Origin of the sequence: Streptomyces sp. NPDC051561 (assembly GCF_044454195.1) — a bacterium.
GTDB lineage: Bacteria > Actinomycetota > Actinomycetes > Streptomycetales > Streptomycetaceae > Streptomyces.
Map to the genome: position 1 here is coordinate 1 of NZ_JBITDM010000020.1, position 21288 is coordinate 21288.

The 21288-nt window shown below is 68.8% G+C and carries 18 protein-coding genes, 1 tRNA gene and 1 riboswitch; of the genes, 3 read left to right on the plus strand and 16 right to left on the minus strand.

Annotation, left to right across the window (positions count from 1 at the left end; genetic code table 11):
- Positions 1-116: 116 nt before the first annotated feature.
- From ACIA73_RS32050 to ACIA73_RS32075, 6 genes are all read right to left on the minus strand, one after another.
- Complete coding sequence (locus ACIA73_RS32050; protein ID WP_399442384.1) at positions 117-512, minus strand: nuclear transport factor 2 family protein; 396 nt, start codon at positions 510-512, stop codon at positions 117-119.
- Positions 513-599: 87 nt separating this feature from the next.
- Positions 600-2105: an FAD-dependent monooxygenase gene (locus ACIA73_RS32055; RefSeq protein ID WP_399442385.1), complete on the minus strand. Its 1506-nt coding sequence runs from the start codon at positions 2103-2105 to the stop codon at positions 600-602.
- The gene (locus tag ACIA73_RS32060) at positions 2102-3034 is read right to left on the minus strand and encodes a DMT family transporter (protein ID WP_399442386.1); all 933 of its coding nucleotides are present in this window, start codon (positions 3032-3034) and stop codon (positions 2102-2104) included. Before ACIA73_RS32060 ends, ACIA73_RS32055 begins: the two co-directional genes overlap by 4 nt.
- Before the next feature lie 39 nt (positions 3035-3073).
- Complete coding sequence (locus tag ACIA73_RS32065) at positions 3074-3502, minus strand: nuclear transport factor 2 family protein (protein WP_399442387.1); 429 nt, start codon at positions 3500-3502, stop codon at positions 3074-3076.
- Between the two features lie 201 nt (positions 3503-3703).
- The gene (locus ACIA73_RS32070; RefSeq protein ID WP_399442388.1) at positions 3704-4306 is read right to left on the minus strand and encodes a flavodoxin family protein; all 603 of its coding nucleotides are present in this window, start codon (positions 4304-4306) and stop codon (positions 3704-3706) included.
- Positions 4307-4359: 53 nt separating this feature from the next.
- A complete protein-coding gene (locus ACIA73_RS32075; RefSeq protein WP_399442389.1) occupies positions 4360-5070 on the minus strand; it encodes an AAA family ATPase in 711 nt (236 codons plus the stop codon).
- A 298-nt stretch (positions 5071-5368) separates the two neighbouring features.
- Between ACIA73_RS32075 and ACIA73_RS32080 the strand changes: the two genes are divergently transcribed.
- Positions 5369-5941, plus strand: coding sequence for a TetR/AcrR family transcriptional regulator (locus ACIA73_RS32080; protein ID WP_399442390.1), 573 nt, complete (start codon positions 5369-5371; stop codon positions 5939-5941).
- A gap of 183 nt (positions 5942-6124) precedes the next feature.
- Here the strand turns inward: ACIA73_RS32080 and ACIA73_RS32085 are convergent.
- Positions 6125-6207: transfer RNA gene (locus ACIA73_RS32085), tRNA-Leu, on the minus strand.
- Between the two features lie 420 nt (positions 6208-6627).
- Between ACIA73_RS32085 and ACIA73_RS32090 the strand changes: the two genes are divergently transcribed.
- Both ACIA73_RS32090 and ACIA73_RS32095 read left to right on the plus strand, forming a co-directional pair.
- Entirely contained in the window at positions 6628-7404 is a 777-nt protein-coding gene (locus ACIA73_RS32090; RefSeq protein ID WP_399442391.1) for an ABC transporter ATP-binding protein, read from the plus strand.
- Positions 7405-7591: 187 nt separating this feature from the next.
- Positions 7592-10129: an ABC transporter permease gene (locus ACIA73_RS32095; protein WP_399442392.1), complete on the plus strand. Its 2538-nt coding sequence runs from the start codon at positions 7592-7594 to the stop codon at positions 10127-10129.
- Positions 10130-10232: 103 nt separating this feature from the next.
- Here the strand turns inward: ACIA73_RS32095 and ACIA73_RS32100 are convergent, their stop codons facing one another.
- From ACIA73_RS32100 to ACIA73_RS32140, 9 genes are all read right to left on the minus strand, one after another.
- Entirely contained in the window at positions 10233-11450 is a 1218-nt protein-coding gene (locus ACIA73_RS32100) for a phospholipase D-like domain-containing protein (protein ID WP_399442393.1), read from the minus strand.
- Between the two features lie 164 nt (positions 11451-11614).
- Entirely contained in the window at positions 11615-12919 is a 1305-nt protein-coding gene (locus ACIA73_RS32105; RefSeq protein ID WP_399442394.1) for a class I SAM-dependent methyltransferase, read from the minus strand.
- 228 nt (positions 12920-13147) lie between these two features.
- Positions 13148-14554, minus strand: coding sequence for an NAD(P)/FAD-dependent oxidoreductase (locus ACIA73_RS32110; protein ID WP_399442395.1), 1407 nt, complete (start codon positions 14552-14554; stop codon positions 13148-13150).
- 358 nt (positions 14555-14912) lie between these two features.
- On the minus strand, positions 14913-15833 hold the full coding sequence (locus ACIA73_RS32115; protein ID WP_399442396.1) for an exopolyphosphatase: 921 nt from the start codon (positions 15831-15833) through the stop codon (positions 14913-14915).
- On the minus strand, positions 15830-16372 hold the full coding sequence (locus ACIA73_RS32120; protein ID WP_399442397.1) for a DUF501 domain-containing protein: 543 nt from the start codon (positions 16370-16372) through the stop codon (positions 15830-15832). Before ACIA73_RS32120 ends, ACIA73_RS32115 begins: the two co-directional genes overlap by 4 nt.
- A 79-nt stretch (positions 16373-16451) precedes the next feature.
- Positions 16452-16925, minus strand: a complete 474-nt coding sequence (locus ACIA73_RS32125) for a septum formation initiator family protein (RefSeq protein ID WP_399442399.1) — start codon at positions 16923-16925, stop codon at positions 16452-16454.
- Positions 16926-17157: 232 nt separating this feature from the next.
- On the minus strand, positions 17158-18450 hold the full coding sequence (gene eno, locus ACIA73_RS32130) for a phosphopyruvate hydratase (RefSeq protein WP_399442400.1): 1293 nt from the start codon (positions 18448-18450) through the stop codon (positions 17158-17160).
- Between the two features lie 368 nt (positions 18451-18818).
- Positions 18819-19517: a transglycosylase family protein gene (locus ACIA73_RS32135; protein WP_399442401.1), complete on the minus strand. Its 699-nt coding sequence runs from the start codon at positions 19515-19517 to the stop codon at positions 18819-18821.
- 4 nt (positions 19518-19521) lie between these two features.
- Positions 19522-19724, minus strand: a riboswitch (cyclic di-AMP (ydaO/yuaA leader).
- 298 nt (positions 19725-20022) lie between these two features.
- Positions 20023-21147, minus strand: coding sequence for a transglycosylase family protein (locus ACIA73_RS32140; protein ID WP_399442402.1), 1125 nt, complete (start codon positions 21145-21147; stop codon positions 20023-20025).
- Positions 21148-21288: the final 141 nt, after the last annotated feature.

Below are 21288 nucleotides of genomic sequence, written 5' to 3' on the forward strand. Positions count from 1 at the left end.
GATGAGACGTCGAACACCTCCCTCAACGGCACGGGAGCCCTGTCCGTTGCTCACACCGGCCCATCACCCGATCAGTGGCCACTCTGAAAACACTCACTGACCGGGCACGGTCCGGATCAGTGCTCCTTGCCGAGCTGAGCGCTGAAGACCCCGTGGTGGAAGTACGCCGAAGCCTCCGCGATCAGGCCTTCGTCATCAAGTCGGTAGACGGTGATGCCCGACCAGTTGACCGGGTTGCCCTCGGTGGAGACGACCGCTCCGCGCCAGAGCACCGCGGTCTGGCCGCCGGTGGTGAAAGCCTCGACCGGGGTGATGCCCAGGAACGGGTCGAAGAGCGGAATCACCTTGCGGAGCCTGGCCAGGATCGCTTCACGGCCACGGATGGGCTCGCTGCCGACCGGGTCGTGGAACAGGCCGTCCTCGGCGAACGCCCCGGCCCAGAGCTCGGCATCGGCAGCCTGGGAGCCGGCGTAGAACTGGTGAACAGCCTTGGGCATGGCGGGAAATGTCATGTGATTCTCCTTGTTGCGCAGAATTAACGGCGAGCCCACACGGTCACGACCGTGCGGAAACCCGATGACGACAGAGTGGAAGTGCGGTTACGGCAGCGCGGACGCCGTCTGCCGGTGCGCCGCGGCGGGGACGGTCGCGTCCTGGTGGCGCAGTACGTGCGCGACCCGGCGGTCAGGACGTACCAGAAGCCCACGAGCCCCTTCGGGCACGGTGATCCGGCCGTCGGCCGGGCGGGGGATGCGGAGCACGTCCCGCACCGGAGGAATCGAGGAGCCGTTCTTCGGCACTCCGGTTTCGGCGCCGTCGAACAGCAGCAGGGTGGAACCGTCGATGCGGTCACTCGGGGCGAGGAACGGAACCGCTCCCTCGGCGGTCCTGATCCGGGTGGGCACCCGCGCCCCGGCGGTCAGTTCATAAGGGGCGCCGGGGCGGCTCTCCCGGCCGGGATACAACTGGCTCCAGCTCAGAGCCAGTTCATCGACTTCGTCCTGGACCGTCAAAGCGGTCGTGCCGTTCCCCGGCACATTCTCCGCCGCGTTCCCCGCCCGAATTCGCTCCACGAGCGGTGCGAGGAAAGTGGTCCGCCCCACTTCCGCCGCGAAGGGACGGCGTTCGGCATCGTATCCGGCGAGTACGCTCGAATCATCTTTCTTCAATGCTTCGAGAAGGCGCCAGGCCAGGGAAACAGCATCCCCGATACCGAGGTTGAGCCCTTGTCCACCGGCGGGGGTATTCAAGTGCGCGGCGTCACCGGCCAGTACGACATTACCGGCCACGAATCTTTCTGCAACCCTCAGTTCGACGGAATAGTGGCTCGTACGCGTGGCTTTTGCCAGTCGTAGCCGGTCACCGAATCCCAGTGTCTCGATGGCCTCGCCGATTTCGCGCCAGGGCACCTGTGCCCCACGCTCCAGCGACAGCCCGGAGACCACGGGCCCGGCCATGAGTACCTGGTCGCCCGGGATCGGCATCATGGTGACCATGCCGGTCAGCCCGACGTGCACCCCGACCTCGTCCCGCCCGACGAGCTCCTGCGGGACTCCTTCGACCAGCAGGTAGCTCGTGGTCAGGCTGCGGCCGGCCATCGCGATTCCCAGCGCCTGCCGGACGGCGCTGCGTGGCCCATCGCTGCCGACCAGGTAGGAACAGCGAACAGGTTCACGTCCGTCGAAGCGGACCGTGATCCCGGCCTCGTCGGCCTGGTGGGACAGATAGCCCACACCGTGATCGATCCGCGCACCGTGGGCGACCGCGTACTTTTCGAGCAGCCCTTCCAGGACCGGCTGCGGAAGGTTGCGGTACCCGTCCAGATAGCTGTCCAGCCCGGTCATTTCGGCGGCGTACTTGTCCGCCCCGTTGACGTGGAAGGCGAACCGCTCCAGGGGAATGCTGCGGGCACGTACGTCGTCCAGCAGGCCGAAGGAGTCGAGGAGTTCCAGCGTGGGGGCGTGCAGCACCACCGCCTTCGGCCGGTCGCCGCGGTCGGGCCTGCGCTCCACGGCCAGCACCTTCACCCCGGCCCGGGACAGCAGGCCCGCCAGTACCAGACCGGTCGGTCCCGCCCCGACCACGACGACGTCGACGTCCTTCATGACTGGGCCGCTGGTGCTGGTGTGGGTGCCGGTGCTGGTGTGGATGCCGGTGACGGTTCGGCCCTGGTGAAGAAGCGGCCCAGGATGTCCGGGTTTGCGACCAGGATGATCGCGGCGCAGACCAGCAGTCCGCCGAGCAGCTGGAGCGGGGTGAACCGCTCGCCGACCGCCACCCAGCCGAGCAGGGCCGCGGTGACCGGGTTCATCAGGGTGAGCGGCGCCGTCAGGGAGACCGGCAGCCGCTGGACGCCCGAGAGGTAGAGGGCGAAGCCGAGCGCGCCGACCCCGAAGGCCGCCCAGGCGAGGCCTGCCAGCTGCACTCCGGAGAAGCTCGGCGGCGCACCCTCGAAGAGGAACGCCAGCGGCAGCAGGAAGACGGCGGCACCCAGCAGGGTCCAGCCCGCCGTGGTGAGGCTGTGCACCCCCTCCGGGCGACCCCACTTGCGGGCCAGCACCGTACCGACACCCATGCTGGACGCGCTGCCGATGCCCGCCAGGATGCCGATCGCGTCCAGTTGCGCCGAGCTGCGCAGCACGAGGAGCGCGACGCCGACGACTCCGACCAGACAGGCGATGTAGTGGTGCGGCCGGATCTTCTCCTTGAGGACCACCGAGGCGACCGCGATCGCCACCAGGCTCGACATCGCGTTCAGCGTGGCGGCGACGCCGCCGGGCAGCCGCTGCGCGGAGATCAGCAGCAGCACGGTGAACAGGCCCATGTTGAGCGTGCCGAGCACGAGCGACTTCCACCACCACGAGCCGCGGGGCAGCGCGGGGCGGATCGCCAGCAGCAGGATGCCTGCGGGCAGTACCCGGAAGAAGCCGTCCCAGTAGGGCGTGGGCGGCAGGAAGTGGGCGGCGACGAAGAAGAGGGTGCCGCCGATGGCCGGCCCCAGTCCGGTGCGGACGAGGAGTGCTGAGTTTTTCATCTGGTGGGCTCCGTGGGAGGTGCGGCCGGTCGCTGGATCTCAGGCGTGGGCGACGAAGGCCTCGGCGATGGCATGGCTGTCCTCGTACATGTGATAGCGGCGGATGCGGCCGCCGGAGATCGTGAAGTGGAGCGCGTAGTGATTGGTGAACTTCCGTTCGGTGGCGAGCACTTGGAAGACACACCTGGCCATCACCACGGCGTCCTCGCCCTGCGCCAGCCGTCCGGTGATCTCGAACGACTCCGGCGCCGAGAGGACCTGGCCGAAGGTGCCGAAGAACTCGGCGATCTGATCCTTGGTGGAACGCACGCCGGTCCAGGGGACGTTCGGTGCGCCCAGGACGCGGAAGTCGACCTCGTCGGCGAACAGCGCGACGGTCGCCTCCAGGTCGCCGGAGCCGAAGGCGGCGAAGAAGGCGTCGACGGTTTCAGAGGTGGCCTGCGTGGCGGAGCCCTGAGTAACGGACATGAGTTTCCCTCCCGTTGGGTGATGCGGTGACGCGTGAGCACGTCGGCGCGTGAGCGCGGGACGCGTGAATGCGGCGGCGCGTGAATACGGCGGCGCGTGAATACGGCGGCGCGTGAATACGGCGGCGCGCAGATGCGGTGACGCGTGAGTCACGTGCGTGCGGTGAAGCGTGAGTACGGTGAAGCGTGAGTGCGGTGCCGCTCAGGCCGCCGTCGCGGCCAGCGCCTCGCGGCCCGCCAGGACGACCGCGGTGTGCCGGGCCACCCGCTCGCCCAGGTACTCGGCCGTGGCGATGTCGGCCTTGGAGACGGCCTCAGGGGGCAGGTCTGCCGGGGTGCTGGCCGCGGCTCCGTTGAAGTACCCGAGACGGTTGAGGTCGTTCTCGCTCTCGGTGCTGGTGTGCCAGCCCGGCAGCAGGCCGAGATTCACCCAGTTCATCTGGTGCTGGGCGCCCAGGGTCGCGAAGTAGCCCAGGGTCGAGTGCTTGTCGCCGGCCTTGCACGCCGCGTTGGTGAATCCGGCGCCGACCTTGTCCGACCACACCTCGGCGACCCAGCGCTTGCTGGTGGACTCGGCGAAGACATGGAACTTTCCGGCTGCCGAGCCCATGTAGGTGGGAGAGCCGAAGACGATCGCGTCGGCCGCGTCCAGCACCTGCCACTGCTCCTCGGTGATGGTGTCGACGCGGATCAGGGTGACCTCCGCCCCGGCCTCGACCGCTCCGGCCTCGACCGCCTTCGCCAGTACGGTCGTGTGGCCGTACCCGGAGTAGTAGGCGATGGCTACCCGCGGCTTCTTCGTCATGATGGTCTTCCTCACTGGAATACGTACTTCAGTTCGAATAAAGAGAAAACGACTCAGGCGGGAACGGCGGTCCGCTCGGTCTCCATACGGAAGTCCTGGCGCCCGTAGTCCTGCCAGGCGTGCTCGATGGCCTCGTCCACGTCCATCACCGGAGTGAGCCCGAAGATGCCGGAGATGGTCCGCAGCCGCTCCGGCATCGAGCCGCTGACCACGTGGTACGGAATCTCCAGCTCATCGAGCGTCTGCAGCAGCATCGTGTCGATGGTGGCCCGGAACCCCTCGTTCATCGGGCGGTGGCCGTCGGCGGCGATGGGCAGTTCGTGCTGGAGGTGGACATAGGCGTCGAAGGTGTTCTTCACGTGCGCCTTCAGGGCGTGGCCGTACTGCTCGACGACCTTCCCGAAGAACCGCATCTCCTCGGAGAGTTCGGTCGCCCGTCCCCCGGCGTTGTCCGCCGTGGCGTTGGGGTTCATGCCGTGAATGACCCGGCCCGCCCCGTACAGCCACTCCTGGAGGGAGGACCCGTCCGAGATGAACCGGTCGCCCAGCAGCGCCTCCTGGACCGCTCGGCCGGTGTGCCTGCGGAGCATCAGCTGAAGGAACTCGGCCGGCGCCACATCGGCGAGCGCCCTTCCGGGGAACGTCTCCGGCAGGATCTCCCGGATCGTCCGCGCCAGAGTGCGCGGAACCCCGGTGTAGTGCGACAGAGCCATCACCGTCGAGGTCTTCCCGGCGGAGTACGTCCCCGATATCGAGATCTTCACTGGCAGCCATCCCTTGGTTCATGGACACAGGACTCCCCACGAGGAGGCGACCCATCCAACCTGTTGGTTGGATATTGGCATGCTTTTCGGCTCGCCGTCCAACCTGTTGGTTGGGATCCTGCCACACCCTTCGCGGAACCGTCCAACCTGTTGGTTGGTCATGGCCAACCCTTGACCAAGCCATGACGAATCCCGGGGGGCCCCGGGCGCCGCACACGCCTCGCCCACCCCGTGGAGGCGCGACGCAAACTTTACGAAGATTCCAACCAACCGGTTGTAAGGCCCTACTCTGGGTCACATGGGACGCGATACAGAGAAGACGAAAAGGCTGCTGCTCGACGCCGCACGAGCCGAGTTCGCGCAGTACGGAATCGCCGGCGCGCGGGTGAACCGGATCGCCGAGAACGCAGGCATCAACAAGGAGCGCATCTACGGGCACTTCACCAGCAAGGAAGGACTGTTCCAAGCGGTGCTCGCCGAAGCCATGGCCGAGCTGGCCGAGGCCGTGAGGCCGGGCGAGGGGCCGGTGGGCGAGTACGTCGGGCGGATCTTCGACTACCACCGCAGCGATCCGACGCTGCTGCGGCTGCTGATGTTCGAAGCGCTCCAGCACGGCAACACACCGCAGGAACAGGACTCGTCGCGCGCCGAGTGGTACACCAGCGCTTCGAGGGCTCTGGCCACCACCACCGGCTACTCCCCCGCCATGGCCAACCAGCTGCTGCTGACCCTGATCGGGCTCGCCGCATGGCCGGTCGCGATGCCCCAGCTGGCCGAGTTCGCGCTGGCCGCGCAGGGCGACAGCGCACCGGGAGACGTCGACCTGCGCGAGTTCCTGATCTCCTTCGCGGAACGCGGCACGGCGCTCTGAGCGGAGCGCCCGCACTCCGCACCGGGCCCACCGCATTCGCACGTCCCGTCGGGCGGCGCAGAGCATGGGGAACGTCAGGGACCTCAGCAGCTGCGGCGCCCGACGGGACGAACACTCCCGGGCCCACGCACCACCGGCAGGCCGGTCGCCCGCCCGCGGCCTCCGGCCGCCAGGCAGAAGATGTGCCCGGAACCGGACTCGAACCGGTACGCCCCCGAGGGGCAGCGAGGTTTAAGCTCGCCGTGTCTGCATTCCACCATCCGGGCAAGGCGCGCGGGCCGCGACAATGGCTCAGAGCCTATCCGGCGGCATCCCCCGAACAGCGGCAGATCGCCCCAACGCTGTCTTATTTTATGGGCGCTTGATGGACCGTCATACATGGGTCACCCGCCTCGCTGCCCGCCCGAGCTGGTAGGGAGCCGTACCGCCCGCTGTCGGTGCATGCACGGGAATGACGGAAAGTAGCCCTCTTGTGCACGGGTCGGTACGGAGAGAAAGCGTTTCCCACGGCCGCCCGCCGACCCCGCCCCCACTCTCGGGGTCGCCGTCATACTCAAGGAGGACCCGGACCTCCTGGGGTCCGACCGGAGAGGGCCCCGGGAACGGGCACGCGGGCTGACTCGCGGAAGTAAAAGCGACGTGAGGATGGGAGACGTCCCCCCAAGCGTCCCGACAGGAGCACCACCGTGACCACGTACCCCCATGCCACGCAGCACCGCGCCACGGCGGTCGCGGCCCGCGCCACCGAACTCTCCAAGGTCTACGGGCACGGCGAGACCCAAGTCGTCGCGCTCGACCGGGTCTCGGTCGACTTCCGGCAGGGCGAGTTCACGGCGATCATGGGCCCCTCGGGCTCCGGCAAGTCGACGCTGATGCACTGCGTCGCCGGTCTGGACTCCTTCTCCTCCGGTTCGGTGCGCCTCGGTGAGACCGAGCTCGGCACCCTCAAGGACAAGCAGCTCACCCAGCTGCGCCGGGACAAGATCGGCTTCATCTTCCAGGCGTTCAACCTGCTGCCCACCCTGAACGCCCTGGAGAACATCACGCTCCCCATGGACATCGCCGGCCGCAAGCCCGACCAGGCCTGGCTGGACAAGGTCATCGAGATGGTCGGCCTGTCCGGGCGCCTCAAGCACCGGCCCTCCGAGCTGTCCGGCGGCCAGCAGCAGCGCGTCGCCGTGGCGCGTGCCCTGGCCAGCCGCCCGGAGATCATGTTCGGCGACGAGCCGACCGGAAACCTGGACTCCCGCTCGGGCGCCGAGGTGCTGGGCTTCCTGCGCAATTCGGTACGTGAGCTGGGCCAGACCGTCGTGATGGTCACCCACGACCCGGTCGCCGCCTCCTACGCGGACCGCGTCATCTTCCTCGCCGACGGCCGCATCGTCGACGAGATGCTGCACCCCACCGCCGACGGCGTCCTCGACCGCATGAAGGACTTCGACACCAAGGGCCGCACGAGCTGACCGGCTCCACCCGCCGGCCGGCCCCGGCTCCGCCCACCCGGGGCCGCACGAGCCGACCCCGGCTCCGCCCCCCCCCAAGGGCCGTACGAGCTGACCACCCGCTCCGGCTCCCCGGGACCCGCGTGCCGTGATCGGCGCCGGCCCCTCCCCCACTCAGGCTTCTCGAACCCTCCAGGACGTAACTCCCATGTTCCGCACCGCCCTGCGCAATGTGCTCGCGCACAAGGCCAGGCTGCTGATGACCGTGCTCGCCGTCATGCTCGGCGTCGCCTTCGTCTCCGGCACCCTGATCTTCAGCGACACCCTCCACAACGCCTTCCGCCAGCAGTCGGGCAAGGGGCTCGAAAAGGTGGCCGTCGGCATCAACGACTACGGCACCCCCGCCGACGCCGCCGAACAGCGCCCCGGCATCAGCCAGGCCCAGCTCACCAAGATCGCCACCGTGCCCGGCGCCGACAACGTCACCGGCTCCGTCGAGGGCTTCGCCGGTGCCGCCGACCGCGACGGCAAGCTCATCGCCCAGGGCTGGTCCAACAAGGGCGGCAACTTCTACCCCGGCAAGGACGGCAAGGACTGGCGCTACGCCTTCCCCGGCGGCCACGGCCCGGCGAACTCCGGCGAGATCGCCCTGGACACCAGGACCGCCGAGAAGGGCGGCTACAAGGTCGGCGACAAGATCCGCATCGCCACCAACCGCCCGGTGAAGGAGTACACCCTCTCCGGTGTCTTCACCACCGACCAGGGCACCGTGAACTCCGGCGGCAGCCTGGTGCTGTTCGACAACAGGACCGCGCAGGAGCTCTTCCTCAAGCCCGGCTTCTTCTCCTCGGCCACCGTGACCGCCGAGCCCGGCACCGAGCAGGGCGCACTGCAGGACGCGATCGTTCCGCTGGTGTCCAAGGACGCCACCGTGCAGACCGGCAAGCAGCTCGGTGACGCGGAGGAGAAGGTCGTCGCGGAGTCGACCAAGACCCTCACCCAGATCCTGCTGGGCTTCGCCGGGATCGCGCTGTTCGTCGGCGTCTTCCTGATCTCCAACACCTTCACCATGCTGGTCGCCCAGCGCACCAGGGAACTCGCGCTGATGCGGGCGGTGGGCGCCTCCCGCAAGCAGATCACCCGCTCGATCCTGGCCGAGGCCGGAATCGTCGGCCTGATCGCCTCGGTGATCGGCTTCGCCATCGGCATGGGCATGGCCGCGGGCCTCGGCCCGGTGATGGACGCCATGGACGCCCAGCTCCCCTCGGGCCCGCTGGTCATCGGTGTCACTCCGGTGCTCGCCTCGCTCGCCGTCGGCGTACTCATCACCATGTTCGCCGCCTGGCTGCCCGCCCGCCGGGCCGCCAAGATCCCGCCGGTCGCCGCGATGAACAGCGTGCACGCCACCCCGTCCATGAAGTCCCTGGTGGTACGGAACGTCATCGGCGCCATCATCACCGCCATCGGCGCGGTCACCGTCGTCGGCGGCGCGGCCGTGGGCAAGGAGACCGGCCGGCTGCTCATCGGCGGCGGCGCGTTCCTCGCCCTGATCGGCATCATCATCCTGATCCCACTGCTGTCGCGGCCGGTGATCGCCCTGGTGCGCCCGCTGCTGCACCGCGTCTTCAAGATCTCCGGCAAGCTGGCCGGGCTGAACTCGGTCCGCAATCCGCGCCGCACCGGCGCCACCGCCTCCGCGCTGGCCATCGGCCTGACCCTGGTCACCGGCCTGACGGTGCTCGGCGTGACCATGGGCCAGGCCATCGACAAGCAGACCACCGACGTGGTCACCGCCGACTACATGGTCAACATGGCCAACGGCTCCTCGCTGGACAAGTCCGTCGTCGAGACGCTCGCCAGGACGAAGGGCGTCGCAGCGGTCTCCCCGCAGCAGTTCGGCTCCCTCAAGGGTGCGGGCGACACCTACCAGGACGCGGTCGGTGTCACCCCCGGCGACGTCGAGAAGGTCCTGAAGCTCCCTGTGGTCAACGGCTCGCTGAGCCCTCTGGCCCGCGGTGAGGTCGCCGTCGACGAGAAGACCGCCAAGGCCGAGGGCTACCGGGTGGGCCAGACCCTGGACCTGGCCTACGAGGACGGCAAGAAGACCAAGCTCACCATCGGCGGCATCTACGGCCGCAACGAGTTCGTCTCCGGCATGCTGATCGACACCAAGCTGCTGACCGCGCACTCCCAGGACCCGCCCACCTACTCGGTGTACGTCGCCATGGACGGCGGCCCCAGCGCGGCCAACGAGCAGACCCTGGTCGACTCGCTCGGCAAGAACCCGGCGATCGTCTTCATGGACAGCGCCGACATCCGCAACGTGTTCGGCGGCGTCGTCAACCAGATGCTGAACATCATGTACGGCCTGCTCGCGATGGCACTGGTCATCGCCGTGCTCGGGGTCGTCAACACCCTCGCGATGTCCGTCTTCGAGCGCCAGCAGGAGATCGGCATGCTGCGGGCGATCGGCCTGGCCCGCACCAAGGTCAAGACCATGATCCGCCTGGAGGCCGTGGTGATCTCGGTGTTCGGCGCGGTCGTCGGTGTGGTCCTGGGTACGTTCCTGGCCTGGGCCATCGGTCAGACCATCAAGGACCAGGTCGTCGGCTACTCGCTGGTCATCCCGTGGGACCGGATCGGCATCTTCCTGCTGCTGGCCGGCGTGGTCGGCGTACTGGCCGCCATGTGGCCCGCCCGCAGCGCGGCCCGGCTGAACATGCTGTCCGCCATCAAGGCGGAGTAGCCCGGGACACGGGACACGGGGCGGCCCCCGCGACGTACACACACGTACGTCGCGGGGGCCGCCTCCTTTGTCCGCCGGGTGTCCCGCCGGGTGTCCGCCGGGGTCAGGAGCCCTTGCAGTAGCTCATGATCTGGGCGTGGTTCGCCTTGAACTGGTCGTAGAGCGCCGCGTTGTCGATCTTCAGCAGCGTCTCGTCGTTGGCGCGCAGCGCCGCGTAGCTGTAGTTGTGACTGCCGGTGAAGACCAGCTTGCGGCCGGTCTTGCCCTCGTAACTGCCGTTCACCAGAACGTACTTGGAGTGCAGTCCGACCGGGTTCTTGCCAGGGCGGGCCTCCGCGCACTCGACGCGCTCGGTGAGCTTGCCCGCCAGGATGGAGGAGACGTCCGCGCTCATCGACGTACCGCCGTCGTTGGCGAGGATCACCTTGCAGCCGGCCGACTTCATCGACACCAGCTTCTCGGCGACCTCACGGCGCGAGAAGAGGTTGGCGGCCACCCGCACCTCGGTGCCCGCGCCGCAGTCGACGTTGCCCAGGATGAGCGAGACGGTGTCGGTGGAGGCGTCGTCGTTCCACTTCTTGCCCGCGGCTTCCTTACGGGGGAAGAAGTAGGTCTTGTAGGCGCCCGCGGAGGGGGTCTTGTAGTAGTCGTTGTTCACCTGCCGCTTCGACAGGTCGGCGAAGTAGTTCTGATATACGCCGTACAGGGCGGCGTCGACGATCGTCACCGCGTTGTTGAACAGGTCGGTGCGCTGCAGGCTCGTCATGTTGGCGGAGGCCTGCACGACCACGTTCTTGGTGCCGCCGGTCTCGGAGAACAGCCAGAACTTGTTGTGGTTGATCGAGCCGTCGCCGGAGCCCGACACCAGCTCGCGCGAGCCGATGCAGCCGCGGTTGACGCCGCAGTTGGTGACGAACGAGCCCTTGGACTGGTCCGTGCCGAGCGCGGTCTTCAGGGCGTTGTACTGGCCACCGTCACCGGTCGCCGCGTTGTCGATGACGATCTTCACGTTGACGCCGCGCGCCTTGGCGTCCGCGAGGGCGCCGGAGACCTGGGTGTCGGTGAAGGAGTAGAGCCCGGCGGTGATGGTGGAGCCCGCCGGGGCCCCGGTGATCAGGTTCTTCACGTGGTCGCGGATCCGGCTCTGCGCGGCGCTGTCGCCGGCCGGGTCGTTGAAGGTCGCGCCGGTGGTGACGGCTGCCGCCGCCTCGGGCGCGCCGCCCGCGAAGGCGGTGCTGACCGGTACCGCGAGTGCCACCACGGCGGCTCCCGCCCCCCACAGCCACATCCGCTTCGTCCGCGCGTGCTTCGGGTGCTGCACGTCGCATCCCCTCTTTCTCTGACGTGTGCAGAAACGGCCCGTTAAGGCCAGAAACGACGGAACTCCACGCCCCGGAGTCCCGAAAGGACTCTTGGAGCACGGAGTTCCGCAATCTCTGAACATATCTGTGTCAGAAACGGAAGGAAGGTATCTCCCCCAGGTGGTTACGCACTCCTTTCACTCCACACACGGGCCCGCAGTGGCATCCCGGACGTCCCCGACGACTCGGGCCTCACCGCCAGCACCTGGTTCACACCGATCTTGTTTCGCTCGAAGGAGAGCGCGGAGGCCGCCATGTAGAGCCGCCAGACGCGGGCCCGGCCGGGGGTGACCATGCGGCGGGCGGCGTCCCAGTTCTTCTCCAGGCGGGCCACCCAGTGGCGCAGCGTCAGCGCGTAGTGCTCACGGATCGACTCCAGGTCGCGGACCTCGAAACCGGCCTCCTCCAGCAGCTCCACGGTCCGCCCCACCGGGGCGAGTTCACCATCGGGGAAGACGTACCGGTCGATGAACTCGTCCACCTGGTACGCCCCTTCGTCGCCCACCGGGCGCCGGGCGATCTGGTGGTTGAGCAGCCTGCCGCCCGGCTTCAGCAGGGCGTACAGATCGGCCGCGTACTCGGCGTACTGCACCGAACCGACGTGCTCGGCCATCCCGATCGAGGAGATCGCGTCGTAGGGGCCGTCGCATACGTCGCGGTAGTCCTGCACCCGGATCTCGATGCGGTCGGTGAGCCCCTCCTCGGCGATCCGCTTGCGGGCGTACGCGGCCTGTTCGGTCGACAGGGTGACGCCGGTGACCTGGACGCCGTACTGACGCGCCGCGTGGATCGCCATCGACCCCCAGCCGCAGCCGACGTCCAACAGCCTCTGCCCGGGCCCCAGTTCGAGCTTGCGGGCGATCAGGTCGAGCTTGTCGCGCTGGGCGTCCTCCAGGGTGGCGGACTCGTCGGGGAAGTAGGCGCAGGAGTAGACCATGGACGGGCCGAGGACGAGGGCGTAGAAGTCGTTGCCCACGTCGTAGTGGTGGCTGATGGATTCCTTGTCGCGGCGCTTGGTGTGCAGCGGTCCGGTGTGGCGGCGCAGTTCCTCGGCGGGTGCGGGCGGCGGCGGCAGGGGGCCGCCCAGCTTGAGCAGTTCCCTGGCGGCGGCGCGCAGGGCGGGGTCGCGGAGAGGGTGGACGGAGCCCTTCGCTTCGTCGTCGCGTTCCCAGATCAGCCCGGCGAGGACGCCCAGGGCCTCGTACAGATCCCCCTCGATGTCCAGCTCACCGGCCACCCAGGCACGCGCGAGCCCCAGCTCGCCGGGCTTCCAGAGCAGCCGACGCAGCGCCTTGCGGTCGCGTATCACCAGGACGGGTGCACCCGGTGGTCCCGCTTCGCTGCCGTCCCAGGCGCGGATGCGGACCGGGAGCGGGGTGGAGAGGAGTTCCTCGGCAAGAGTGGTCAGCCGCTGCGCGGCATCGGCCATGGTGCACACCTCCGTTGTCTTCGTCGACGTACCTCTCGAATAACACCGGAGGACGGCTGCCGCATCCCGGTTCACGGCAACGAGAAGGCAAAGTGGATGGCCAGTGCATTTAAAACTGTGCGCGGGCGTTTCCTGCGAAGGGACGGCGGTACGCCGAAGGGGCCGCCCGCACCACGGATGGCGGGCGGCCCCTTCGGGACGTGCGTGACTACGGGCGGGGCCGGGGCGTCAGGACGCCTTGGCCTCGGTCTTCTCGGGCTGCGCGGCGGCCGGGACCTTCACCGCGTCGACCGGACGGGGCGCCGGCTTGGCGGCCTCGTAGAACTCCTCGCGAGGAGTCTCCATGGCGCCGAGCGAGACGACCTCGCGCTTGAGGAACATCCCCAGCGTCCAGTCGGCCAGCACCCGGATCTTGCGGTTGAACGTCGGCATCGCCATGCCGTGGTAGCCGCGGTGGGCGTACCAGGCGAGACGGCCCTTGAGCTTGATCTTCATCTTGCCCATGACGATCATCGCGACGCCCTTGTGCAGGCCGAGACCCGCGACCGCGCCCTTGTTGGCGTGGCTGTACTCCTTCTGCGGGAAGCCCCGCATGCCGGAGACCACGTTGTCGCCGAGGACCTTGGCCTGACGCAGCGCGTGCTGGGCGTTCGGCGGGCACCAGGCGTTGGGGTTGCCGGCCTTGCGGCCGACCATGTCCGGGACCTGGGCGTTGTCGCCGGCGGCCCAGATGTAGTCGCTGCCCTGGACCTGGAGGGTGGCCTGGGTGTCGACGTGACCACGCGGGCCGAGCGGCAGACCGAAGCGGGAGAGCGCCGGGTTGGGCTTGACGCCCGCGGTCCACACGATGGTGTTGGACGCGACCTCGACACCGTTGTTCAGCTTGACGTCGCCGTCGATGCAGGAGTCCATGCCGGTCTTGAGGTAGACCTCGACACCGCGGGACTCCAGGTGCTTCTTGCCGTACTCGCCGAGCTTGGGACCGACCTCGGGGAGGATCTTGTCGGCGACGTCGACGAGCAGGAAGCGCATGTCGTCGCGCGACACGTTGCTGTACTGCTTGGCGGCGTCGCGGGCCATGTCCTCGACCTCGCCGATCGTCTCGGCACCGGCGAAGCCGCCACCCACGAAGACGAAGGTCAGCGCCTTGCGGCGGACGTCCTCGTCGGTCGTGGAGTCGGCCTTGTCGAGCTGCTCGATGACGTGGTTGCGCAGACCGATGGCCTCTTCGACGCCCTTCATACCGATGCCCTGCTCGGCGAGGCCGGGGATCGGGAAGGTGCGCGAGACCGCGCCCATGGCGATGACCAGGTAGTCGAAGGGCAGCTCGTAGGCCTCGCCGACGAGCGGCGAGATCGTGGCGACCTTGCGGTCCTGATCGATGGTGGTGACGCGACCAGTAAGCACCTCGGCCTTGGGGAGGACGCGTCGCAGCGGTACGACGACGTGCCTCGGCGAGATGTTGCCGGCGGCGGCTTCGGGCAGGAAGGGCTGGTAGGTCATGTACGAGCGCGGGTCGACGACCGTGACGGTCGCTTCCGCATAACGCATCTTCTTGAGAATGCGTCGTGCCGCGTACAGGCCTACGTACCCACCGCCTACTACGAGGATCCTGGGACGCTCCGTGGTGCTCATGCAATCGAGTATCCACCCCCTCCGAGGGGGTACCTCGTGAGCCCCTTCACAAGCTCCGCGACCCCCTCTGCTACACTCCGCCGCCCGCGTGACATTGATCATGCCGCGAAGGGGAACCATTGCACACAGTGAGGGCCCGAAAACCGCTCCCCAGCAGGCCCGATGGCCTCTCGTGCCCACTGGACCACTTATCTTTTTCCTACGCCGACCACCCGCCCGGAACCGTCCGTTATGCACGCACTAGGGCCGTCCGGCCCGCCCGAGTGGCCCAGGCGCGTAAAAAAGGGGCCCGATGGGCCCCTTTTCCTTGTGAAGAAGTTCACGAAGTTCGTTCCGCGCGGTGCCGGGCGGGCCTCCGTCAGGCGATCGACCAGCCGATGCCGTCCAGAATGTCGTGCTCCGAGACCACCACTTCGCCGGCGCCCGTCCGCTCCATGAGGGCGAGCAGGATGAGCGAGCCCGCGACGATGACGTCGACCCGGCCGGGGTGCATGGCGCCGACCGACGCCTTCTCCTCGTGGGTGGCGGCGATCAGCGACTCGGTGATCTCACGGACCCGCTCGTACGGGATCCGGGAGTGGTGGATGGCCCGGGTGTCGTACTCGGGCAGCCCCAGCGCGATCGCGGCGACCGTGGTCACCGACCCGGCGAGACCGACGAGCGTACGGCCGCCCCCGTCCAGCGGGACGCTCTGCCCGGCCAGATCCAGGGCCGCCTCGATGTCGGCACGGATCGCGGCCACCTCGAACGGGGACGCCGGAGCGGCGGGCGAGTGCCGCTCGGTCAGCCGTACGCAGCCGATGTCGACCGACCGCGCGGCCTCCACCGACTCCCGGCCCGCCACGATCTCGGTGGACCCGCCGCCGATGTCCACCACCAGATAGTCCTGGCCGCTGCCCGCCAGCTCCTTGGTCGCCCCGGTGAAGGAGAACTCCGCCTCCTGGTCGCCGGTGATCACCTCGGGCTCGACGCCCAGGATCTCCAGCACCCCACTGACGAACTCGTCCCGGTTCTCCGCGTCCCGGGACGCGGAGGTCGCCACGAAGCGGACCTTCTCCGCCCCGAGCGACTTGATGATCTCCGCGTACTCACGGCACGCGGCGAAGGTCCGCTCCAGCGCCTCGGGCGCCAGCCGTCCGGTCCTGTCCACGCCTTGGCCGAGCCGGACGACGGTCATCCGCCGGTCCAGGTCGACGAGCTCACCCGTCACGGGGTCCGCGTCGGCGACCAGCAGCCGGATCGAGTTCGTACCGCAGTCGATGGCCGCGACGCGCGTCACTTGTCACCCTCCGTCGACTTGTCGGCACAAGGGGTCACGCACGCGCCCTTGGCCCACCACTCGGGCAGCAGCGCGAGCGCCTCGTCACCGAAGGGGTTCACACCGGGGCCCGCGACCAGCGAGTGGCCGACCAGTACGTGCAGGCACTTCACCCGGTCGGGCATCCCGCCGGCGCTCGGAAAGCCCACCAGCTCCTCGATCTCGTCGCGCCGCTTCAGGTAGTCCTCGTGCGCGGCCCGGTAGGTGTCGGCCAGCTCCTGGTCCGTGGACAGCCGCGCCTGCATCTCCTTCATCAGGCCGGAGCCCTCCAGAGTGCCGATCGCGCCGGTCGCCTTGGGGCAGGTCATGTAGTACAGCGTCGGGAACGGCGTGCCGTCCTCCAGCCGCGGGGCCGTCTCGACCACGTCCGGGTTGCCGCAGGGGCAGCGGTGCGCGATGGCGCGCAGCCCGCGCGGCGGGCGGCCCAGCTGGAGCTTGAACGCCTCGATGTCCCTGTCGGTGGGCTCGGTGCGCGGCGTGGTCGGGGGCGGGGTGTCCATGCGTGCCTTCTGTCGCTTCTGTTCTGCCGGTGAGGGGTGGTGCGGTGGTACGGGGAGGGGGCCGGTCGGCGTTCCGGGGCTACGGCTCCTGGCGGTCGGCCTCGTCGACGCCGCCCCAGAGGTTGGAGTACCAGGGCTGGTCGGCCGCCTCGTCGTGGCCGGGCCGCTGGGGGGCACCCGCGTTCGGGTCGTACACCGTGAAGCCGGTCTCGCCGGGCTTCACATAGTGAAGGTGCTCACGGGAGAGCCGCACGATGTACGCGTCGTCCTGGAGCCTGGCCTTGGCGTCGCGCAGCTGCTCCACCCGGCGCTCCGCCTCGTTCCTGGCCTGCTCGGTGTCATTGATCTCGGTGCGCTGGGAGAAGTACTGCCGTATCGGATAGGCGAGCGCCACCACCAGCGTGCACATCACCAGGACCAGCAGCGCGGCACGGCCGGTGAGCCGGGAACGGCGGGCCTGCCGGCGGGTCTGGGAACGGTAGACACGGGCGGCGGTCTGCTCGCCGAGCAACCGAAGCCTGGTCGTGGTGGAGAACCGGTCCTTGCCTGCCACTGCCTGCCGCCTCCCCGATGCCTCTGTACGCACCTACGTCCCCGGACACGGTACGGGACCGTGGCCGGGGACGTAGGGACGACTGGCGTGCCAGCCGGGGCGCTTAAGAGGTCTTGGCCTCAGCTGCGCCTATTGGTTGTCAGAGCGCTCTGCGTCACTAGTTCGCAGAGCGCTGAGCCTGACTAGTTCGCAGAGCGCTGAGCCTGACTAGTTCGCAGAGCGCTGTGCCTGACTAGTTCGCAGAGCGAAACCGCGGGAACGCCGAGCGACCGGCGTACACCGCGGCGTCGTCGAGGATCTCCTCGATGCGCAGCAGCTGGTTGTACTTGGCGACGCGGTCCGAGCGGGCCGGGGCGCCGGTCTTGATCTGGCCGCAGTTCACCGCGACCGCGAGGTCGGCGATGGTGACGTCCTCGGTCTCGCCGGAACGGTGCGACATCATGCACTTGAAGCCGTTGCGCTGGGCGAGCTCGACGGCGTCGAGGGTCTCGGTCAGCGAACCGATCTGGTTGACCTTGACGAGCAGCGCGTTGGCGGAGCCCTCGTCGATGCCGCGGGCCAGACGCTCCGGGTTGGTGACGAAGAGGTCGTCGCCGACGATCTGGACCTTGGCGCCCAGCTTGTCGGTGAGGACCTTCCAGCCCGCCCAGTCGTCCTCGTACAGCGGGTCCTCGATGGAGACCATCGGGTACGCGGAGACGAGCTCCTCGTAGTACTCGGTCATCTCGGCGGCCGAGCGGGACTTGCCCTCGAACTCGTACTTGCCGTCCTTGTAGAACTCGGACGCGGCGACGTCGAGCGCGAGCGCGATCTGCTCGCCGGGGATGTAACCGGCCTGCGTGATGGCCTCGACGATCAGGTCGAGCGCGGCGCGGTTGGACTCCAGGTTCGGGGCGAAGCCGCCCTCGTCGCCCAGGCCGGTGGACAGGCCCTTGGTCTTCAGCACCTTCTTGAGGGTGTGGTAGACCTCGGCGCCCCAGCGAAGGGCCTCGGAGAAGGACTCCGCGCCGATCGGGGCGATCATGAACTCCTGGATGTCGACGTTGGAGTCGGCGTGCGACCCACCGTTGAGGATGTTCATCATCGGGACGGGCAGCAGGTGCGCGTTCGGGCCACCGAGGTAGCGGAACAGCGGCAGGTCCGAGGCCTCGGACGCGGCGTGCGCGACGGCGAGGGAGACACCCAGGATGGCGTTGGCGCCGAGGGAGCCCTTGTTCTCGGTGGCGTCGAGGTCGAACATCGCCTGGTCGATCAGGCGCTGCTCGGTCGCGTCGTAGCCGACGAGCTCCGGGCCGATCTGCTCGATGACGGCGAGGACGGCCTTCTCGACACCCTTGCCCATGTAGCGGTTGGGGTCACCGTCACGAAGCTCGATGGCTTCGAAGGCACCGGTGGAGGCGCCGGACGGAACAGCAGCACGACCCGTGCTGCCGTCGTCGAGGCCGACCTCGACCTCGACCGTGGGGTTGCCTCGGGAGTCCAGGATTTCCCGGGCTACGACGACGTCGATGGACGGCACGAGCATCTCCTTATGGGATGTGACGCGTAAGGGGCGCCCGCTGAGGGCGCGCAGTGCAGGGTCGCTTTCGGCCTTGCGACAAGAGCCTAACGTGACCGGGGCCATCGGCCAGCCGATCGACCGTCCCGTGGGACGAAAAGATGCCTGAATGCCTGTAATACAGGACGAAAGACTCTGTGCGTCGCAACTTTCCGTGGCCCGCGCGTTCACCTTGTGTACGGATGCGGGCCGCGAGACGCAGCGGATCGAGACGCAGCGGATCAAGGCGTAGCGGATACGGAAAAGACCCCGGCCCGGCGCGTACGGGGGGAAGTCGCGCCCGGCCGGGGTCCGGCATGGGGGTCGGCGGGGGTGGGCCGCCGCCCCCACGGGGGTCAGCTCAGGTGGAGCTGCTGACCCGGGTAGATGAGGTCGGCGTTGGAAACGACGTCCTCATTCAGGTCTGCGATGTGCTGCCAGCCGCCCTTGACGCCCTTGGCCTCGGCGATCTTCGAGAGGGTGTCGCCGGACTTGACCTTGTACTCGCCGTCACCCTTCTTGATCTGGCCACCGGCCTTGGACTCGACCTTGGGGACCTCGACCTTGGGGGCCTGGCGGGTCTCGCTGCGGGAAGCGGGCGCCTCTTCGCGCTTCTTCTCCACCTTCGGGGCGGACTGCTTGGCGGAGCCCGAACCGGTGCTGACGCCCGGGTCGACACCGTCGTTGCTCAGGTTGCCGGCGCCGGCGCAGGCCCAGGCACCCGGGCCCTGGATGGCGAGCAGCTTCTCGGCCGCGGCTATCTGCTGGCCCTTGGAGGCCTGGTCGGCGCGCGGGGCGTACTGGGTACCGCCCGCGGCGGCCCAGGAGGACTGCGAGAACTGCAGACCGCCGTAGTAGCCGTTACCGGTGTTGATGGACCAGTTGCCGCCGGACTCACACTGGGCGACAGCGTCCCAGGTGTCGACGGAGGCGGCGGAGGCCGAGGTGGCCCCCATCAGCGGAGCGGCTACCGCCACACCGGCGACACCGGCGTAGGCGGCGACGCGGGTGGCCTTGGACGCACGGCGGTGCTTGCCCTTGCTGAAAAGCGACATGGAAATATCCCCTCACCGACGCCTTCGAGGTGAGCTGTCGGGTTCGGGCTGTGAGTTCGCCCGGCCGCTTCGCGTCCCGCAACTGCCTTACCGGCACTCGCGTTCCACTCTTCGGCTTCACCCCAAGCCGTTCCTCGCACGTCCTTCGACGTCCGGGCCCGGCACTTACCTTGGGTCCCCCGCTCCTGCCTACGGCGCTTACGCGACGACTGCTCCCGAGGCCCGCCGGCAGGATTCGGCGTGACGGGCTCCGGTGCTCACCGGTGGCGAACGAGGACGACCGTAAACACACAAGTCCCCGATGTTCAAAGACGAACATCGGGGACATCTCACCCCTACTTGCCCTTCCGCACCGCCCGTTTATGCAGGTCAGAAGGGCCACGGCAGGAGCACCCGGACGGGACACGCCAGTTGGGGCGAAGAGACTCATGTCTCACTCGCACGAAACCGGACATAAACCCTCGAACTACCCGAGTTTTGTGAACGTTTCCGGGTTGCTTACGGGTTACTTCGCGCCCAGCTCAAGGTGCTGGCCAGGCAGGATGAGGTCCGGGTCGCCACCCAGCTCGCCACGGTTGGCCTCGTAGAGCGCCGCCCAGCCGCCGGGCACCTTCTCCTCGTCGGCGATGTGCCAGAGGTTGTCACCGGCCCGCACGGTGTACGTCGCTTCCTCGCCGGGCCCCGCGGGGGACTTGCCGCCCCCGCGCGAGGCGTGGCGGCCGGACTCGCGGTCGTCGGCGCCGGGAGGCGCGGTGGGGTCGGCGGACGGGTCGGCCGACGGATCCTGGGTCGGGTCCTGGGCCGGATCCTGCGACGGGTCGGCCGACGGATCCGCGGAACTGCCCGTTCCGGGAAGGGAGTTCTCCGGGGCCGGCGTACCGCGGTGCTTGCCGTTGCCCGTGGAGGCGTCCGGCTGGCCCGGGGTGGCGGGAGTCTCCGTGCCGGGCGTGGCACCCGGAGCGGGCCGCCCGGTGCTCGGGTCGGCATCCGGGTCCGTGCCCTCGCCCGGAGTCGCGTTCGGGCCCGTGCTGGGCGAGACGCTGGAGCCGGGGGTGGGCTCGGCGGGAGTGGTGGGAGTGGCCGGTGCGGTGGCCCCGCCGGACGGAGTACCCGCGTCCGGCGTGCCGTCCTGGGCGTCCCCGTCGGTCGGGTGCCCGGCCGGCGGTCTGGTCTGCGCACCGGAATCCGTACCGGCGTCCGCGCCCGGGTCGGCGGCGTCCACGCCCCCCGTACCGGAACCGGAGGCATTGCCACCGCCCGGCGCCAGGCCGGATATGACCGCACAGCTGGGCCACGCCTGCGGGCCCTCGGCCGCGAGCATCTTCTCGGCGACCCTCACCTGCTGCGCCCGGCTCGCGAGGTCGGCCTGCGGCGCGTACTCCACGCCGCCGTACTGCTCCCACTTCTCCTGCGAGAACTGGAGCCCGCCGTAATACCCGTTGCCCAGGTCGGCACTCCACATGCCACCGCTCTCGCACTCGGCGACGCGGTCCCAGGTGTTCGCATCCGCCGCCGAGGCGCTGGTCGCACCCAGCAGCGGAATCGCGAGCGCGGACCCGGTCACCCCGGCCGCGACGATGAGAGCGGGTGCCTGACGCGGACGACGGTGCCGACCGTTCCCGGAACGCATGCGGTTGCCTTTCAGCTGACGACGACTCGGATTTCGGACCATGACTACCGAGTCGCCCGTGAACGTAGCCCTACTCGAACACCCGTCACAAGTCGATGCAGTGCAGATCACGCGAAGGTCACATTGCTGAACAAGCGTCAG

Bases quoted from the DNA above. Each gene is read 5' to 3' on its own strand.
- ACIA73_RS32050 (WP_399442384.1), bottom strand. From the start codon at position 512: ATGACATTTCCCGCCATGCCCAAGGCTGTTCACCAGTTCTACGCCGGC.
- ACIA73_RS32055 (WP_399442385.1), bottom strand. From the start codon at position 2,105: ATGAAGGACGTCGACGTCGTCGTGGTCGGGGCGGGACCGACCGGTCTG.
- ACIA73_RS32060 (WP_399442386.1), bottom strand. From the start codon at position 3,034: ATGAAAAACTCAGCACTCCTCGTCCGCACCGGACTGGGGCCGGCCATC.
- ACIA73_RS32065 (WP_399442387.1), bottom strand. From the start codon at position 3,502: ATGTCCGTTACTCAGGGCTCCGCCACGCAGGCCACCTCTGAAACCGTC.
- ACIA73_RS32070 (WP_399442388.1), bottom strand. From the start codon at position 4,306: ATGACGAAGAAGCCGCGGGTAGCCATCGCCTACTACTCCGGGTACGGC.
- ACIA73_RS32080 (WP_399442390.1), top strand. From the start codon at position 5,369: ATGGGACGCGATACAGAGAAGACGAAAAGGCTGCTGCTCGACGCCGCA.
- ACIA73_RS32095 (WP_399442392.1), top strand. From the start codon at position 7,592: ATGTTCCGCACCGCCCTGCGCAATGTGCTCGCGCACAAGGCCAGGCTG.
- ACIA73_RS32105 (WP_399442394.1), bottom strand. From the start codon at position 12,919: ATGGCCGATGCCGCGCAGCGGCTGACCACTCTTGCCGAGGAACTCCTC.
- ACIA73_RS32110 (WP_399442395.1), bottom strand. From the start codon at position 14,554: ATGAGCACCACGGAGCGTCCCAGGATCCTCGTAGTAGGCGGTGGGTAC.
- ACIA73_RS32120 (WP_399442397.1), bottom strand. From the start codon at position 16,372: ATGGACACCCCGCCCCCGACCACGCCGCGCACCGAGCCCACCGACAGG.
- eno (WP_399442400.1), bottom strand. From the start codon at position 18,450: ATGCTCGTGCCGTCCATCGACGTCGTCGTAGCCCGGGAAATCCTGGAC.
- ACIA73_RS32135 (WP_399442401.1), bottom strand. From the start codon at position 19,517: ATGTCGCTTTTCAGCAAGGGCAAGCACCGCCGTGCGTCCAAGGCCACC.
- ACIA73_RS32140 (WP_399442402.1), bottom strand. From the start codon at position 21,147: ATGCGTTCCGGGAACGGTCGGCACCGTCGTCCGCGTCAGGCACCCGCT.